General features: G+C 58.3%; 12 protein-coding genes. 4 read left to right on the top strand and 8 right to left on the bottom strand.

The annotated features are described in order from the left end of the window. Positions 1-1,123: efflux transporter outer membrane subunit (locus VEJ16_18820; protein ID HYB11717.1), on the top strand; the 1,123-nt coding region annotated here is incomplete at its 5' end. Between the two features lie 137 nt (positions 1,124-1,260). Further along, complete coding sequence (locus tag VEJ16_18825) at positions 1,261-2,133, top strand: phosphonopyruvate hydrolase (protein ID HYB11718.1); 873 nt, start codon at positions 1,261-1,263, stop codon at positions 2,131-2,133. 51 nt (positions 2,134-2,184) lie between these two features. On the opposite strand, the gene ppk2 is transcribed toward VEJ16_18825, so the two are convergent. Together ppk2 and VEJ16_18835 are read right to left on the bottom strand one after the other, a co-directional pair. Beyond that, positions 2,185-3,018, bottom strand: a complete 834-nt coding sequence (gene ppk2, locus VEJ16_18830) for a polyphosphate kinase 2 (protein HYB11719.1) — start codon at positions 3,016-3,018, stop codon at positions 2,185-2,187. A 183-nt stretch (positions 3,019-3,201) separates the two neighbouring features. Continuing rightward, positions 3,202-3,630, bottom strand: a complete 429-nt coding sequence (locus tag VEJ16_18835; GenBank protein HYB11720.1) for a hypothetical protein — start codon at positions 3,628-3,630, stop codon at positions 3,202-3,204. Between the two features lie 515 nt (positions 3,631-4,145). On the opposite strand from VEJ16_18835, the gene VEJ16_18840 reads away from it, so the two are divergent. Continuing rightward, positions 4,146-5,837, top strand: a complete 1,692-nt coding sequence (locus tag VEJ16_18840) for a SulP family inorganic anion transporter (GenBank protein ID HYB11721.1) — start codon at positions 4,146-4,148, stop codon at positions 5,835-5,837. Positions 5,838-6,074: 237 nt separating this feature from the next. On the opposite strand, the gene ydiK is transcribed toward VEJ16_18840, so the two are convergent. The 3 genes from ydiK to VEJ16_18855 all read right to left on the bottom strand — a co-directional run bounded on the left by ydiK (position 6,075) and on the right by VEJ16_18855 (position 9,710). Continuing rightward, complete coding sequence (ydiK, locus tag VEJ16_18845; protein ID HYB11722.1) at positions 6,075-7,139, bottom strand: AI-2E family transporter YdiK; 1,065 nt, start codon at positions 7,137-7,139, stop codon at positions 6,075-6,077. Between the two features lie 286 nt (positions 7,140-7,425). Then, on the bottom strand, positions 7,426-7,974 hold the full coding sequence (locus VEJ16_18850) for an OmpA family protein (GenBank protein HYB11723.1): 549 nt from the start codon (positions 7,972-7,974) through the stop codon (positions 7,426-7,428). A gap of 728 nt (positions 7,975-8,702) precedes the next feature. After that, positions 8,703-9,710 (bottom strand): sulfotransferase, encoded by a 1,008-nt coding sequence (locus tag VEJ16_18855; GenBank protein HYB11724.1) that lies wholly within the window; start codon positions 9,708-9,710, stop codon positions 8,703-8,705. Positions 9,711-10,970: 1,260 nt separating this feature from the next. Between VEJ16_18855 and VEJ16_18860 the strand changes: the two genes are divergently transcribed. After that, positions 10,971-11,879, top strand: a complete 909-nt coding sequence (locus tag VEJ16_18860; protein HYB11725.1) for a ferritin-like domain-containing protein — start codon at positions 10,971-10,973, stop codon at positions 11,877-11,879. A gap of 499 nt (positions 11,880-12,378) precedes the next feature. Here the strand turns inward: VEJ16_18860 and asnB are convergent, their stop codons facing one another. The 3 genes from asnB to VEJ16_18875 all read right to left on the bottom strand — a co-directional run bounded on the left by asnB (position 12,379) and on the right by VEJ16_18875 (position 17,128). Further along, on the bottom strand, positions 12,379-14,385 hold the full coding sequence (gene asnB, locus VEJ16_18865; GenBank protein HYB11726.1) for an asparagine synthase (glutamine-hydrolyzing): 2,007 nt from the start codon (positions 14,383-14,385) through the stop codon (positions 12,379-12,381). 18 nt (positions 14,386-14,403) lie between these two features. Continuing rightward, positions 14,404-15,351: a glycosyltransferase family 2 protein gene (locus tag VEJ16_18870; protein ID HYB11727.1), complete on the bottom strand. Its 948-nt coding sequence runs from the start codon at positions 15,349-15,351 to the stop codon at positions 14,404-14,406. 112 nt (positions 15,352-15,463) lie between these two features. Continuing rightward, a complete protein-coding gene (locus VEJ16_18875) occupies positions 15,464-17,128 on the bottom strand; it encodes a glycosyltransferase family 39 protein (GenBank protein HYB11728.1) in 1,665 nt (554 codons plus the stop codon). Positions 17,129-17,339 lie beyond the last annotated feature (211 nt).

Here is a 17,339-nt window from a genome sequence, read left to right on the forward strand (position 1 = left end):
AGCCGGCGCGCAAATCGTGCAGAACCAGTTCCTTCTGACGGGGTCGGCCAGTTGGGACGTTGACCTTTGGGGCCGCATTCGGCGCACCATCGAAAGCGACGTCGCGAGTGCTCAGGCAAGCGCCGCGGATCTCGCTTCTGCGCGGCTGTCCGCCCAGGCGACGCTTGCGACAAATTATTACAATCTGCGATCCGCCGACGAATTGAAACACCTTCTCGACGACACCGTCGTCGCCTTCACGAAGTCCCTGCAGATCACCAAAGACAGGTTCGCGTCGGGTACCGCTGCCAGAACCGACATCCTTCAAGCCCAAGCCCTGCTCGAGTCGACCCAATCCCAGGCGATCAACGTCGGCGTGCAGCGCGCTCAGTTCGAGCACGCCATCGCGGTGCTGATCGGCAAGGCGCCATCCGATTTTTCGATAGAGCCCGTGCGGCTCACGACTGAGTTGCCCGTGATTCCCGCCGGCGTTCCTTCGACGCTCCTCGAGCGACGGCCGGATATCGCGGCGGCCGAACGTCAGGCCGCTGCAGCGAATGCGCTGGTCGGGGTCGCGATCGCCGCCTATTATCCGGATCTCACGCTCTCCGCTTCGGGCGGGTTCAGCAGCAACATGCTCAGCAATCTTCTTCAGGCGTCGAACAGCATATGGTCTTTTGGCGGGCAGTTGAGCGAAACGGTCTTCGACGCAGGCCTGCGCGGCGCCCAGGTGGATCAAGCGCGCGCAGTCTACGACCAGAACGTCGCGACCTACCGCCAGACGGTGCTTTCGGCATTCCAGCAGGTCGAGGACGAGCTCGCGGCAATTCGCATCCTTGCCCAGCAGGCTGAAGTCCAAGCGCTTGCCGTTCGCGACGCGGAGATTGCCGTGCAGCTCACGCTTGAGCAGTATAAGGCCGGCACCGTCGATTATACCGCCGTGATCACCGCCCAGACCAATGCACTGAGCGACGAGGAAACGGCCGTTGGAATATTGCAAAATCGTCTGGACGCGAGCGTCAGCCTCATTCAAGCACTTGGTGGCGGTTGGGATTCGGGGCAACTTCCCGACCCGGATCGGCTGGACGCCAGCATCGGCGCGAACGCCAATTCGACGCAAACGGCTGCAACGACCCAGCAGTAAGTAGCCTGTACCAAGCCGAGGCAGATATTCCAGCGCCCGGGTCGTCCGTATGTCTCCAACCCGATTGCGCATCCAATTTGATAGGATGTCCATCCGCGCCGCCACGCGCGCGGCACCTTCTGCAAAGGACAGTCCGCATGAGCACCAGCAAGACCCTTCGCGAAAAGTTCGACGACAATGGCCTTGCACGAATCATGGCTTCGCACAGCCCACTCTCCGCACGCCTTGCCGAAGAGGCGGGATTCGACGGTCTGTGGGCTTCCGGATTCGAGCTTGCGGCACTTTATGGGCTCGCCGACGTGAGTCTGGTCACCATGAGTCAGCATCTCGAGATGACGCGCGCCATCGCCGAGTGCACAAACCTTCCCGTCGTAGCGGACATCGACACCGGCTTTGGCAATGCGATCAACGTCATTCATACAGTCGCGCGCTACGAGCGTGCGGGTGCGGCCGGCGTCGTCATCGAGGACAAGAGCTTTCCCAAGGTCACAAGCCTCGTTGAGGGCGGGCGGCAGGAACTGATCCGAACAGAAGAGTTCCAGGGAAAAATCGCAGCTGCAGTCGCGACGCGTTTTAGCGTCGATTTTTTGATTATCGCGCGCACCGAAGCCTTGATAGCGAACCTTGGAACGGCCGAAGCGCTAAGGCGTGCTGCGGCCTACGAGGAAGCGGGGGCGGATATGATCCTCGTTCACTCCAAGCAAAAATCATCAGCGGAGATCGAAAGCTTCGCGCACGCATGGAACGGAAAACTGCCGATTGCGATTGTGCCGACGGCCTATCCCGAATTAACCGAGGCCCGCATCCGTGCCCTTGGAAAGATCAAGATGGTCATCTACGGCAATCATGCGATCCGGGCGTCCGTCGCGGCGATGAAAAGTGTTTTCACCAGAATCGTCGCGGATCGAGGCATTCATAATGCCGATCGGGAGATCGCGTCGGTTGAGGAGATTTTTCGACTCCAAGGAATGGACGGCATCCGCGAGGCCGAGCGGAGATTCCTGCGCTAAGCGATATTGTCTCGCATATTGCATTTGATGCGGGCCGAACGCGCCTGTGGCTCAGAAGAGTTCCGGCACGAATGTACGCCCTTCAAGACTTTCCTGATCGTCGTATTTCCCCTTCTTGGAGCGCTTGGGGAGCTTTACCTTGTCGCGCGGCACGTCCTCATAGGGAATGAGCTTCAGTAGCTGCGAAATGCAGTTCAATCGCGCCCTCTTCTTGTCATCGGAGCGCACGATGTACCAGGGCGCAATATCCGTGTCCGTCTGCTTCAACATCGCATCGCGTGCGCGCGAGTAATCGAACCAGCGCGTCCACGACTCGACGTCCATCGGACTCAATTTCCATTGCCGCAGCGGATCGTCGATGCGGGCCTCGAACCGCCGTGCTTGCTCCTCCTGGCCGACCTCGAGCCAAAACTTGATAAGCTTGATGCCGCCCCCCACGACGAAGCGCTCGAGCATCGGGCATAGCATGAGGAAGCGTTCGTATTCCTCCTCGGAGCAAAACCCCATGACATGCTCCACGCCGGCGCGGTTGTACCAGCTCCGATCGAAGATCACGAGCTCGCCGGCCGCGGGAAAGTGCGGCACATAGCGCTGCATGTACATTTGAGATTTTTCACGGTCCGAGGGTGCTGGCAGTGCTACGGATCGGAAGATGCGCGGACTCACCCGCTCCATGATGGCCTTGATGATGCCACCCTTGCCCGCGGCATCGCGCCCCTCGAACACGACCATGATGCGCAGACCCTTGTATTTCACCCAGTTCTGGAGCTTGCAAAGTTCGGTTTGCAGCTTGTGCAACTCCTTGTTGTACTCCTTGTTCTTCATCTTCGGCTTATTGCCGTGGCTTTCCTTCGCCTTGGCCGCCTTCTTCGTCTTGTTAGCCATGTCCTCGCCTCCCCATATCCCGGCTGAAATGTTAAGCGGTCTTGAGTTCTTTTGAAGTTTTCGCAGGGCGGCCGGCGTTCGCTTCGGAATCCCGCGAGGTCGCCGAGGAGTGCTGCAGCCGAAATCAATGACCGTCAGGTGCCGGCACCGTCAGAACGACGGTGCCAAGGCAGAAAATCCTACCTACCAGCAGAGGTACACCCCGATCTCGCCGATCATCCCGCCAGGATAGTTCAAAACGCGAACCTGCAGCTTGTATCCGAGTGGCCGGAGCTCCTTCTCGTAATAATCGTATGCCTTCTTGGCAAATCCATCGAGGGAAGCCGGCCAATCCGGTTCGTTGTTGTTGATCCGCCGGCCCCCGTCGTTGGTGAAGCTCGCCGGGAAAGTGAAGATTTCGACTTCCCGCAGGCCGTTGGAGGCGGCGCGCCGCACCGCATTGTTGATGCGGTCCTTTGCTTGCGGCTGAATCTCGCGCGTCATGAACATGTCGTGGAGGACCTTCGCCTCTTCTTCCTTTTTATGCGCGGAGTCCATTTCCTTGCGGGCCTTGGTCATTTCCACGTCGGTGGTGATCTTCGTGAGGTCCTCAGGTCGTAAAAAGTCGCTCATGGTGTCCCTCGCAGTCCTTCGATCGCGTTTGTCTACCATCCCCCCACCGCCGATGCTGGAAAGATGCACCCATCGCCCTGAAAAGCGGCGCCCCGACAAATCGCAGTTTCTGTATTAAACGTATTTTATCGAGAAATCACACCTATGACTTGGGTCAAATTCGGCGCACCCCTTCGATCGACCTTGATACGATACGATTTATCGAGTGGCACAGGAAAAGCGCAAGTATAAGTTGCAAACGGCCAGCCACACGGAACTCCCGGCGCGCTCAGGAAATATCAAAGAGCGGCATCGCGCAACAGCTATGGCTTTACAAACTCGCACGCGGTGCGACGCTTCGATGACCCATGTCTCCGTCGCTGCCGGGAATCGACCGCACTGAATCGGGAGATCACATGCCCTTCCTGCGAGTGGGTTGCCATCGTATGGTGGTTCCTAGACAACAACCGAGGGGTAACGCGAGGGCCTGCTTACACATGTCCCTTGGATCGACTGCATCGGAGCGCTTGGCGCGCGTGGCGCCTGGATTAGCTGCACTTCTTCGCTACCGGTTCGCGGACGACTTTCGCCATGATCTCGTGGCCGGCATTTCGGTAGCGGCGGTGGCGTTGCCTGTCGCCATGGCGTATGCGGAGCTTGCCGGGTTCAATCCGGTCGTGGGCCTCTACTCGAGCATCTTGCCGCTGGCGGCTTATGCCATCTTCGGCACATCGCGAAATTTGATGGTGAACCCCGATGCGGCCGTCTGCGCGATGATTGCCGCCGCGGTGACGCCGCTCGCTGCCGGCGATCCGGATATGTACGCCTCGCTCTCGATTACATTGACGTTCTTAAGCGGCGCGATTTGCATCGCCGCCAGCTTCCTGCGATTGGGCGCCATGGCGGACTTTCTATCCAAGCCGATCCTCGTTGGTTTTTTGAACGGTATCGCGATCAGCATTCTGTTGGGGCAGCTCGGCAGGCTATTTGGTTTTTCCATCGAGGCCGAAGGAATAGCTCGCCGCCTGCTCGAATTCGTCGCCAAGCTCCGGCAAACCCACGGCCCAACATTAGCGGTCGGGCTGGGCAGTATTGTGCTTTTGCTTGTGTCAAGGCGATTTCTGCAACGCTGGCCGGCAGCGCTGATTGTGTTGGCCGTCGCTGCTGCGGTGGCGGCGCTGCTGAATCTAGACGAACAGGGTGTCGCAACGCTGGGGTTGATTGCGGCCGGACTACCATCGCTTCATTGGCCTGCGTTTCCGATTGAGGACATGCCCTCTTTGGTCGCCAGAGCTGCGGGGCTGGCCCTGATATTATTTACGAGCGGCATGTTGACCGCCCGTAGCTTCGCATCGAAAGGTGGCTACGCGATCGATGTCGATCAGGAGTTTGCCGCCCTCGGCGCTGCCAACCTCGCCTCCGCAATATCCCAAGGTTTCGCCGTCACCGGTGCCGATTCGCGTACCGCCATGGCGTACTCGGCAGGCGGCCGCACGCAAATGACGGGACTGTTAGCCGCAGTGGCGATTGCGATGGTATTACTGTTTTTGACTGGTCCGTTGGGGTACGTCCCAATTGCCGCACTTGGTGCTGTGCTGGTGTTTTCCTCGTTCGCGCTGTTCGACCTGAAAACGCTCCGCGAAATCTGGAAAGTCGATCGCGGCGAGGTCGCATTGTCCGTGATCACGACGCTTGGCGTGGTTACGGTTGGCCCCATCAACGCCATTCTGCTTGCCGTCTCGCTGGCACTGATGCGCTTCGTAAGGCGGATCGCAAGGCCCCGAGACGAAGTTCTTGGAAAGGTGGATGACCTGCCCGGTTTCCATTCAACCGATCGACACCCGGGTGCCAGGACATTTCCCGGCTTGGCCCTTTATCGTTTCGACGCGCCCGTAATCTTCTTCAATTCTGACTATTTCAAGCGGCGTGTCCTGGCTACGGCCGAGGCCGCAGGTCCAGAGCTGCGGTGGATCGTCATCGACGCGATTCCGATCAGCGAGTTCGACATTACAGGGCTCCTTGCACTGCAGGATTTGTCGCAGACGCTCAGAGCGCGTGGAACAACCCTCGTTCTGGCGGGACGCAAGACCGAATTCCTCAATTTCCTGCGCGAAACGGGCCTCTATCGCCCCGAACATGAGGAACGAATCTTTCCAACCCTCCGTGAAGCACTGAAAGCCTATCGACGGGAATTCGGCCAGACTGACGCGCCCACCGATGAGGATTAGTGTGGTGGATTTGAAAGTCCCGTCACTTTGGTGGCACCCGCGTCTAGGAGCTTCAAATCCGAATCCCACACAAGGGCTGTCGTTCCCAGTGCGCAAGCTCTGAGCGGTTAATTTGCGCAGCGATGTCGATACTTCGCAGCAAAATTCGCACATGGCGAAACGGGAGATGAGAATTCGATCGGCCCGATTTCGCCGTGACGGAAAGCGCCTAATGCGCCAGAATTTGCTGGCAACACCTTAGTCCGCTTGCACCGCATCAACCTCGTCAACCCATGCTCGCAACAACGTGTAACCGACCGCGAGGATCGTCGGCCCAACGAAAAGGCCGATGAGCCCGAAGGCGATCAGGCCGCCGATGACGCCGACGAGAACGAGCAGCAGCGGTAGATTGGCGCCTCTTTGAATCAACACGGGACGCAGGACGTTGTCGAGTGTTACCGCGAGTATGCTGAATATGAGCAACACCGTCGCCCAGACGGGGTCCTGCGTGGCATACATCCAAATGATCGCTGGGATCAGCACTAGGCCGGGCCCGAGCTGCGCAATGCACAAAAGGAAAACGAGAGCGATGAGGATCGCGGCGAACGGCACGCCGGCGACGACCAGGCCGATGCCGGCGACGACCGACTGTGCCAATGCCGTAACGACGACACCGAGGGCCACGCCGCGAATAGCTTGAGCACCCATTCGAGCCGATTGAACGCCGCGCTCGCCGGCAAGTCGCCGCCCGAAGCGCAGGCATGCTGCAGCGACTTGCTCGCCGCGCGCATACATGATAGCCGCGATCGCCACTGTCAACAGGAACTCGACTAGAAGCAATCCCAAGCCACCAACGGCCGAGATCAACCACCCCGTAACGGCACCGGCATAGGGCGTGGCCTTCTTCAGCAACTCTTGCGTACCGAGATCGTCGAGGTCCCGCCAGCCCTGGGCGATCGCGGAGCCGACCCAGGGGATGTTGGTGAGCCAGCTAGGCGGGGGAGGCATTTCCATCGTGGAAATCGCTCCCAGCCACTCGGCAATTTGACTGGCGTTATGTACGATTGTGGCGATCGCAAGCCAGAAAGGCACAACGAATAGCAACAGCAGTGTAAGCGTCATTATTGTCACGGCGAGCGCCCGGCTGTTCCACAAACGCGCCTCTGCCCGTCGCATGATCGGCCAAGTCGCGATCACCAACGTTGCGGCCCAGATGGTCGCCGGAAGAAATGGCCGCAGCATCCATAACGACGCGCCGATCAGTACTGCGATGAACAGCACCGCGAGCGTTATCCGAGACAAGTCTTGTTTGAGCTCGGCCATAGGCTGTTTCCCCGAATTTGGGCCGATTTCTCGGGCAATGCGAATGCGCCCTCATGTGGCCTTTAATCCGAAATTCGCTCAGGGTCCCGCACCCAGATGCGGCGAATTTCGGATTCGCCACACTCGCCTGAGCCGGCATCGCCGCCCTGCGCGCGGGTGCCCGCTTGCTCTTCGCACTGCAAAGATGCTTCGAGCATCTGTACGTGTCAAAGGCGAAAGCAAAGCGTTGAGACCAGCGGCTAACCCTGATCCCGGCCTTGTTATCCCAGTCAAGCTACTTCAGCGATCACGATTCCGCAGCACCGGGACCTTGCACGGTGATCACGATGCGGCGATTCTGCGCCCGACCCTCCGGCGTATCGTTGGTCGCAATCGGATGCGTATCTCCGAAGCCTTTGGCCGAGACAATATTCGCATCGATCCCTTGGGACACCAAAAAATTTGCAACGGTTGACGCGCGCCGTGTGGACAAAACGAGATTGTCGGGGATGCCCGCCTGCTGTAACTGCGCCCCGATCGGTGTATTGTCGGTATAGCCATAGACCACGATCTTGACGTCTTTAAAGGCCTTCAGTCGAGGCACGATATTCTTTTTCAGTTCGGTTTGTCCCGCAGAAGTGAGTTGGTAGCCCCCCGGCGGAAACAAAGTGTCCCCAGCTTCGACAAAATTCTGCTGAGCCTGGGATTGCGCGAGCTGGGCCTTGAGCTGCTGGTTTTCCGCCAGCAGTGCGTCGTATTCTGATTTGGACGCGCAGGCCGAAAGGGCCACTGCGCCAACTATGATGACAATCGTTGTTCTAACCCAAGTCCTCGAATTTGGCGTGTTCGATCTCATGGCGACGCACTCCTCTATGAAGCGATCACGAGGTGCACCCAGCCCCTGGGGCTGTGGGATAAATTTCTGAGTGCCCGTGCAATATCCTCCCGACAATGATATGGGTCAAATTCCAGGACGTTGATGATTTGGGTGCGCGCTAGTCGCGGCGGTCAGCGGTCGCCGCGCGCCCTTGAACCGCCTTACATTATCGCCGGGCAATTTTGCGCCACATTTTCGTGCCTTTGATCTAAGTCACAATTAGTCGACCATTTCTGTGATAATGGATTTTGAGCAACACGCAGATCGCCAGGCATGTTGCTGTTGCGTGAATGGAGGCTGCTATGATTGTGATCTTGGCGGTATTGGTGGTGATCTCTGCCGGCGTGGCCATGGATGTACCGACTCACCCCGGGGAGCAATCGCAGACTGATACAATCACGGTATCCAGGATGGAGCACGGCGCAAACTGACAAATTTCTACGATCTTGCAATAATCGGAGCATAGCACGGCCGCGCAGACATGCGCTCAACTGGCCGCAACGCTCATACGCTGTTGATTGTCGGGTCCCTTGTGATCTGCGTTCAGTTCTGCGCAGACGCCGGGTGATCCGAGCGCCTTTCCACAAGGACGGAAATTGCCCTCTTGGCAAAGATGTCGATGATCTCGTATTCGCCGCCCTGCTGACGCGGCACGTAGTGCAACCTCACTTTTCCCTACCGATAGAACAAGCGTATTCCGGCTCGGTTCAGCTCGATGGCAGCGGGATGCCGAACTGCAGGCAGTAATTCCGGAAGCGGTGTACTTCCGCTGCGTCCAGTCCCAAATCGCTCAAGCTCGCATTGCGACGGCGGCGATATTTGGATCGCGTTCCCGTCAGGTGGCGCATCTGCTCCAGGGCTGGTTGGCTCGGCGCGCAGTCCAAGGATTGATAAATCCGGGAAACGGCCTGCATCGGGTCGGCCACCAGCGCGGAATAATCGAGGTCGATGAAGTGGCCGGCCAGTTCGGGGTGACGATCCCGAAAGCGCATGGCGCGACTCATCCGCTCGGCTAGTTCCCGGGCTTCCCGGTCGCGAAGTTCGTCAAGATCCCCCAGCCGCCCAAAGAGTCCTGATAGCACGCCGGTGAGCTGCAGCGACGATCTCAACACCTCAAGGGGATCGCGCTGAATGTAAACGATCACCGCATCGGGGAACACTGCGAATAACTCGTCCAACGCATAAAGATGGTCCGGCGACTTCAGCACCCAGCGCTTGGTCGGTTGGCGCGATTGCAAGTGCTGGAGGAACCGTCGCTGCCAGAGGTAGGCAGGCCCGAGTTTTCCCGAGCGCAGAAATCGCTCGTAGCTCGGGATTCGGCAGGTCGAAATGAAGGCTTCGGACAGGAACGTGAAACTGTGGATTGCCGTGCATTCGTGCGGCGTGCCGGCGCGCATGGGATGAACCTCATCCGCGCGCGGCGCCAGCCGCCGAAACCACCATAACCGCGCGTTTGCACGGTGCATTCGCGAATCACGGTACGCACCTCCCGCTTCCGGGGCCGGGAGCGGAAACATTATCTCCCAGACCTTGGGGCTGCGGCTGTCCGGGTCCTGCGACAAAAGTTCATGCAGGAATGTGGAGCCGCTACGTGGCATGCCGGTGATGAAGACTGGCCGCCGGATCGGAGACGCCTCCAAACTACTCAACCGCGCCCGCCATGCTGCGGCCAAACGGAGGCGCATTTCCAGAAGCTCCGACAGGTGTCCGTGCATGAGAAATCGGCCAAGCGGGTGGAGATCAGCTTCGTTCTCAAGGCTCGTCGCGAGAACTGAGAGTGCCGCCTCGACGGGCGGATCGCCAAAATCCGTCAAGCCGGTACGCCGCTCAGCGCGCGCGCAGAGCGCCTCGCTCTCCAAAGGCCACAGTCGCCGGCTCACCGCATCGCCAAGGACTCGTTGGCCGGTCTTATGGACTTCCGTGTGTCCGCCGCCAACCTGCTTCACGCTTCTTCGCTTCACGCGTCCCCCGCATTTGAAATCCCACCCGTCAGCTTATCGTAATTTACCGTCGTTGTTGACCTAAAGGTCTGTTGCATGATCTCGACCGACTACAATTAACTTAAGGCTTAGATCGCCGACGTGCGAATCTGGCTCACAGATGCATAGACAACAGTGCCGCGCTGACAAAGCCACTCGAGGCTTCGCTAAATGCACGGTGGCGGCAAACCGTCGCATATGCAGACCTGCGACGATCCGGCGGTAACCTACTCATGTGGCGGATCCGAAATTTGCTGCATCCAGGTGCAAGAATGTGATCGAAACTCGGATTCAAAGCCTCACGATCAACATATTGAATTTATTGTGAATTCCATCTCGACGTTGTCTAAGATATCAGACTGCGCCGTGTTCGGCCCTGAGGACCGAAATTGCCCCGCCAATCGACGCCCCCGTCTTCACGCGCGCTCGCCGAACCTATGGGCTGTCCTTACGCTGGATTGTCGGCGCCTATTTGGCCCTTCGATGACCATGCTGTGCCATGTAAGCATCGCTCCAATGCGTTCAATGCAAGACAGCTCCGGAACCTTCGAACCAGTTGGAACAGCGCCCAAAAAATGGTGAAAGATGCGCGCATAATCGAGGCGGTAGCATACGTCCACCGCGTGAACACAAGGAAGGAGCCGAGAGCCCCTCGCGTCAATCCATTCTCGCGAAACGCCGCAGAAAAAAAGCGTTACGTCGATGGCGGGCCATATAGTTTGACATGCATCAAATAGCTGTATCTTGAGCAGATGCCTTTGTGCATCATTGCGGGGGGCCTTGTTTGATCGCCATTAGGTACTATCCAGTGGCGGGTGCGCGCGAATCGCGGCTTGGCCTTTGCGCCATGGTGGGGCGATATCTTTTTTCGCAGGTATTAATCGATCAGGTCTGGATAGACCAAGTGAAGATAGTCGCCCAGCCCACCCGGACGAATTAGATATCCCATACATCGCAGCACGGATGGAGCAGCGCAGACCCTAGGGAAATGACGACATGAACAATGTTTGGGTGGGGAAACTCGATCGAGCTGCCGTCATTTGGCACGGTGGTGAGGATGGACCGGTACGTGTCGGCAGTGAGGCGCACAAGCGCCTTTTCTGCCGCATGCTGCTCGACACACACGATCCTTACAAGCCGACTTCGATGAATTGGCCAGCCCTCACCGAAGGTGAGCGTAATCGACTCATCAGCCTCCCGATCTGGGACATTGCCGTGCAGACCGAGGGCAGGGCCAAGATGCGGGTGCTCAGCTATGCGGAGCACGTCACCGATCCGCTGCTCAAGGAGGCCATAACGCTCAATGGCTTTGAGGAAGGGAGGCACAAGGAGGTCCTTTCCCACATGGTCGCGGCATATGGCATCGAGCTTGCGGCGGAGCCTCCGTACATCAAGCCGCGCGACGCGGAGTGGGCTTTCATGCTGATGGGTTACAGCGAGTGCGTGGACAGCTTCTTCGCTTTCGGTCTGTTCGAACTCGCTAAACGGTCAGGTTTCTTCCCGATGTCCCTGGTTGCGATGTTTGAGCCCGTAATGCAGGAGGAGTGCCGTCACATCTTGTTCTTCACAAACTGGGTCCGCTGGCATCGCAGGAATCTGTCCCTATTGAGGAGAGCGATTTTCGATGTGCGCCGGCTCTCCGTATTCCTCCGTCTCATTCTCGAGCGGATCGAGACCGCACGCGATGTCGGTGGTGGCGACAACTTCACCATGACCGGACACGAGTCGATGGGCATCGAAATCGACCTTGCTGGTCTGATGAAGACTTGCCTCGAGGAAAATGAGCGACGAATGAGCTGTTACGACGAGCGTCTGCTCCGTCCGACGTTCATGCCGCGAATGGTCCGGATTGCCCGTTGCTTCGTGCGAAACCGGAAAAATGCATCCATCGGAGAGAGGATATGAGCGCGGAGCATTATTCCGGCGAGAAATTCTCGTCGCAGCAACGATAGTCCCATCTCAGCGTCGAGAGTTGTCCGACTTTGAGACTGCGGCCCTCTGTTCCTTCCTATTGCGGTCGAAAGACGTCTTGAGACCCCGACCGCCGCTCAGAAGCATCATTCCATTGTAAAGTATAATCACCGTAAGTCCGAACCCGACGACCATCTCCTCATCGAGCCCAAATGCCAGCGCCAAATACATAGCGCCAACGGTGACGCCGACGATAATGAGATTCCACCGCGCGATCGCATGTTCGCGTCCGTTGGAGTCGGTTCCCTGTTTTTGCTGTTTCAACGTTCGTTGGCGCTTTCGCCACCCTGTCGTTGAACAGTCCAAGCCGGCCCCTTCTTGCGACAAGGGCATTGCACGATTTTCCGCGCTCGATCGAATCAGTGTTTCCAGTCAGCGTGGGGGTCACCGTGCTATCGGCAACATGACCCTGCTCGCCGCCGCCCGCAATATATCAAATCGTACCGTGTCTGACCCGTGCGTCGAAATCAATCGGTACCGACCTATCCCGGAGTGGCGACATGCTTGGCAATTGGGACATGCATTGATATTCATCCACCCGCGCGCGCGTATTTTCAACTGCCGTCGCAAGGCAATACAGCGTCCAGATCTCCTTGCGATGATTGCGAACGCCCTTTTGATGATCGGTCCAAAGCCGTTCCATGCTATCACGAGAAAACCAATCGCGGAGCGGCGAGAAATTGTCGAGAATCACGCTTCCGACGGCCTCTTTAAGCGGACCACGCAGAAGTCTTGCGAGCGGAATTGCAAAACCATGTTTCCTGCGTTGGACGATTTGACGCGGCAAATGGCGCAGCGCCAGCTTTTTGAGCAGATACTTCGTCTCAAACCCGCGGATCTTATCGCGCGAGGGGAGGCTCAGGGAAAATTCCGCAAACGCGCGCCCGAGATACGGCGTGCGTGCTTCAAGACTGACATACATCGACGCCCGATCGATTTTCTGGAGAATGTCCTCCGGTAGATACGTCGTCGCGAACAGGTAGAGAAGCTCGGCGGTGGACCATGTTCTCGGTTCGCGTTCGGCGAGTCGCTCCGAGATAGCATCGGCACGACTTGCAGCCACGGCATCGAGCGCTTCGGGGCGCCATAAACGGCCCCACTGCTCTGGAGCGAAGGGCGCCATGCAAGCTGTCCACTGCCGAGCCGGCACGAGACCACAGCTTTGACTCAACTGCCGCAGCAGGAAATCCGCACTCATATAGGACGCACTGTGCGGAAACGCGGCCAGCACTCGACGCCCTGCACGTCCGATCCAGCTCGGGATCATCGCAATCGCTCCCGCGGCGCGGTTTGCCTTGAAATTGATGTAGCCAGCAAACAACTCATCGGCGCCGTTGCCGTCAAGTGCCACGGTCACATGACGCCGCGCTGCGCGGCAGAGTGCCCAGGTCGGCAGCAGTGAGGGATCCGCCAGCGGTTCGTCCATTCTGGCGGTAACGACATTGAACGCATCGAGAAGTGCGGCCTCGTCAAGTGTGATGACCTCGTGGGTAAGCTCGAGGTTGTGTGCGAGCGCCTTCGCGGCCGGTGTCTCGTCGTAGTTCGGTCCGGGAATGGCGACGGTCACGGCCCTTAGCCCAGGCGCATGGCGCGCGACGAACGCCGCGATAAGTGACGAATCGATACCGCCCGACAGGAAAACGCCGACCGGCACGTCGGCGATCAGGCGATCGCGGACGGTGGTATCGAGAATTGCCTCGAGCCGATCGAGCCGCTGGACTTCGGTCTCCCGCGACACGCGCTCGCCGAACTCGTCCGGGTCGGGACGCCAGTAGCTATGGATCTTCGAGCGGCCTTGTACATGCGTCAGTACGTTGCCGGGAAGCAGCTTGCGTAGGCCACGGCGCAATGAGCGCGTGCCAGGCAGATACTCAAAGGTCAGAAATGTGGCAACCGCATCTAGATCGACAGATGCGTTCCGGCACATCGGATGGGCGAGAACGGCGCGCGGCTCGGAGCCGAAAATGAGTGAGCCGTCTCCCTCGGAATAATAGAGCGGCTTCTCGCCGAATCGGTCGCGCGCAAGATAAAGGCATTCGGTCCTCGCCTCGTAATAGGCAAAGGCAAACATGCCATCGATCTTCTCGAGTGTCGCCGCGACGCCATCGCGCTGGAGCAGGCGAAAGAGCACCTCCGTATCGGACCGGTCGGCGAGGTCGACGCCCGCATCAATCAACTCGGCGGCAAGTGCGCCAAACCCGTAAATCTCACCATTGAAAACGAGCGCGTCGCCCGTCGTCCCGTCGACACGGGGTTGATGGCCGCCCGATAGATCGACGATGGCCAGGCGCAGATGCCCGAACGCAATTTTTCCGTCGACGTGAATGCCGTTGTCGTCCGGTCCGCGATGCGAAATCGGCGAGAGCATGCGTCGAAGCACTGCCGCGTCATCGGCGGCGGTACTAGACGAATCGCGGAGAAAACCGACAATGCCACACACAGCAGATGCTCCAAGCAATCATTCGATATTCGTCGTCTTTCGCACGATGTATGCGCGCTTGTCTCGACTTTCAAAATAGGTTCTCATCTCGATCTCGGCGATGACACCGAAAAAGAAGCACAGAAGTGCCGTGACGGTTAGCAGCACCACGAGAAGCGGCAAGGGCGTTTGAATGAATGACGTGCCCTCGAAAAAGCGCAACCACAACGCATATAGACCGGCGAGGAAACCGAACCCAAGTGCGTACAAGCCGAGTACCCCAAAAAATTGCATCGGCCGATCCATCGCCCGATCGATGAAATATAGCATAATCAGATCAAGCACCACTCTGGGGATCCGAGATAGGCCGTATTTCGATGTGCCGTGACGTCGGGGATGATGAGTCACGGGCAACTCAGCGAGTCGCGCACCCTCCCAAGTGGCATAGACTGGGATGTAGCGATGCATCTCGCCGTAAAGGCGTACATTCTCGATGGTCCAGCGGCGATAGGCCTTGAGAGTGCAGCCCAAATCGTGAAGCCGAACGCCCGTCATCCAGGAGATCAATACATTGGCCATGGATGACAGCGACCGCCGGCCCCATTCGGTGTCGCGCCGGTTCTGGCGCCAGCCCGAAACGACGTCATATCCCTCGTCGAGCTTATCGAGCAGACGAGGTATATCGGCAGGGTCATTCTGCAGGTCGGCATCCATCATTATGATGATCTCGCCCGTTGAATGATCGATCCCTGCCATCAACGCCGCCGTCTGTCCGAAGTTGCGACGAAATTCCACGACCTTGAATCGGGGATCGGCCGCCGCGATCTGATCGAGAACATTGCCCGATCCGTCGGTCGAACCGTCATTGACAAAGACCGCCTCCCACGTATGGCCAAGTGGTTCAAGCGCTCCCGTCAATTGCTTGCACAAGGCCGGGAGGTTATCGACCTCGTTAAACACAGGGAGGACGATTGACAGATTCAGCATGATACTTTGCAATCCCGTCGAGTATTAACCAGGCGCTCAGCGCCACTATTCCGCCACGACGATGCCTCGCATAATTTTTGCTGGCAGGCTATCGGATTAGTCGCGCTTGCCGCTACATTCCCGGCCGGAAGACGAAAATTGATATTCTGCGGCCATGACTGATGTTGACCGCATCGATTTGCGCCTCGCGTACGTAGCGCAATCCAATCGCATTGGCGCGCTCCACGAAGCGATTCTCATCGTGCGCCTCGACGATCCCAAACCGGCAGCCGCCACCGTGTAGAAAGTCAGCGACGCCAGCGCCATTTGTCAATACCGTCTGCGTTCCAAGCAGAAATACGAGACTCGGCTCGTGGAATCCGGTGGCCGCCGCGACTGGATTTGCACAATCGGCAGCCCTCAACAGCTGCGCCAAGGTGGCGCTCGGAAAGAGCGGCTTGAGAGCGGGCACGACAACTGCGAATAGTGCCACGGAGCCGACGATGTATGCGGCAGCCGCACGCAACAGCGCGCGCTCGGGGCCATCGGTCTCGTAGTGTCGCCAAGCGAAATAGGCGAATGCCAGAGCCGCTGCGGCAAAGGGCCATGTCATCAATCCCAAATCACCGGTGACCGCGATCAGGCCACCAATCACCACAACAGTGAAAATCGTCGGGATCAGGAACAGTAGGAACGTACCGCCCACCAACCAGCGCGACCGCGACAGAACGTTCGAATCGATGCAGCTTGCGACCAGGATTGCGATTGCTGGGTAAAGCGGCAGCACGTAGTGCGGTAGTTTCGTTTGTACAGCTTCGAAAACGATCCAGGCGGGAATGAGCCACGCGAGCAGAAAGCGAACCGCCGGTTCGCGACGGCTGGAATACACATGTGGCGCCGCCAATGCGGCGAAAATCGAGCCGGGCCAAAATGCGAAGGGGAACATGAGTAAATAGTATCCCGGCGGGGCGCCGTGGGATTCCTGGCCGGTCGCCACCTTGCCCAACATGTCGTGGCCAATCGATTCGGAAAAGAAGGCCGTGCCGGTCCGACTGACGATGGCGATAACCCAAGGCAGCACCAGAACGATAAACCATGCCACGCCCGCCAATGGCTTGAACGCGATCAGCCAGCGGGCCGAGCGGTCAAAAACGACGAGCGTTGCCGCTACGAGTGCGACAAGCAATACGATGAAAGGTCCCTTCAGCAACACGCCGGCCGCGAGCGCGGTCCAGAAAATTCCTGGAAGAAGCCAACTCTTCGCTTCGCTTCCTCGTGCATGTAGCTCGCGCAAATAGATTCGCCCCATTGAACCGAGGATCGCGGTCGTCGACAGAACCAGCATCGAATCCGTTCTCGCAAGCCGGGCTTCGATGGCCATGAGAATAGAGACCGCCAGCATGAGACCAGCGAGCACGGCAGGTCGGCGTGGCACGAAGGCGAGCGCTGACCAATATGTCAAAAGCACGGCACCTATCGCGCCTACGACGGAAGGGACTCGGTATAACCAGATCGCACTCAATGCACTTGGATATCCTAAGAGGACGGCGGTTTTGACGACACCCGCCTGCAGCCAATTGATGCCAGCGGGCTTCTTGAAAAAATCCTCGTTCTGGAAACGAATGTCGACATAGTCGCCGGTCTCCACCATCTGCTTGCTGATTTGGGCAAAGAGCGGCTCGTCGCGGTCAATGGGCGGAACTTCAAAGATGCCGGGGACAAAGGTCAACAACGAGATGAGAACGAGGACGGCAACTGCTCTGCCATGGCTGGCGGTAGCAAAATCAACAAGCGCCACAAGTTTCGCGGTTGGCCAGGACCGTCGCGATTCCCCTGGGGATGCAGCGGTCATGTCGAAGGGGCGCAATGGACACGTTCAATTGATGCCGTGGGGGAAAGCCCACATGGTCTTGGCGAGCTGACATTGAAAAAATTGAAGCAAATCATTGTTGCATCTCGGCGATCTCCTAAGAATTTATAGTCTGTCGCTCCACGAGCCGGGCGGTGAT

Source organism: Alphaproteobacteria bacterium (genome assembly GCA_035625915.1).
In the GTDB taxonomy this organism is placed as follows: domain Bacteria; phylum Pseudomonadota; class Alphaproteobacteria; order JACZXZ01; family JACZXZ01; genus DATDHA01.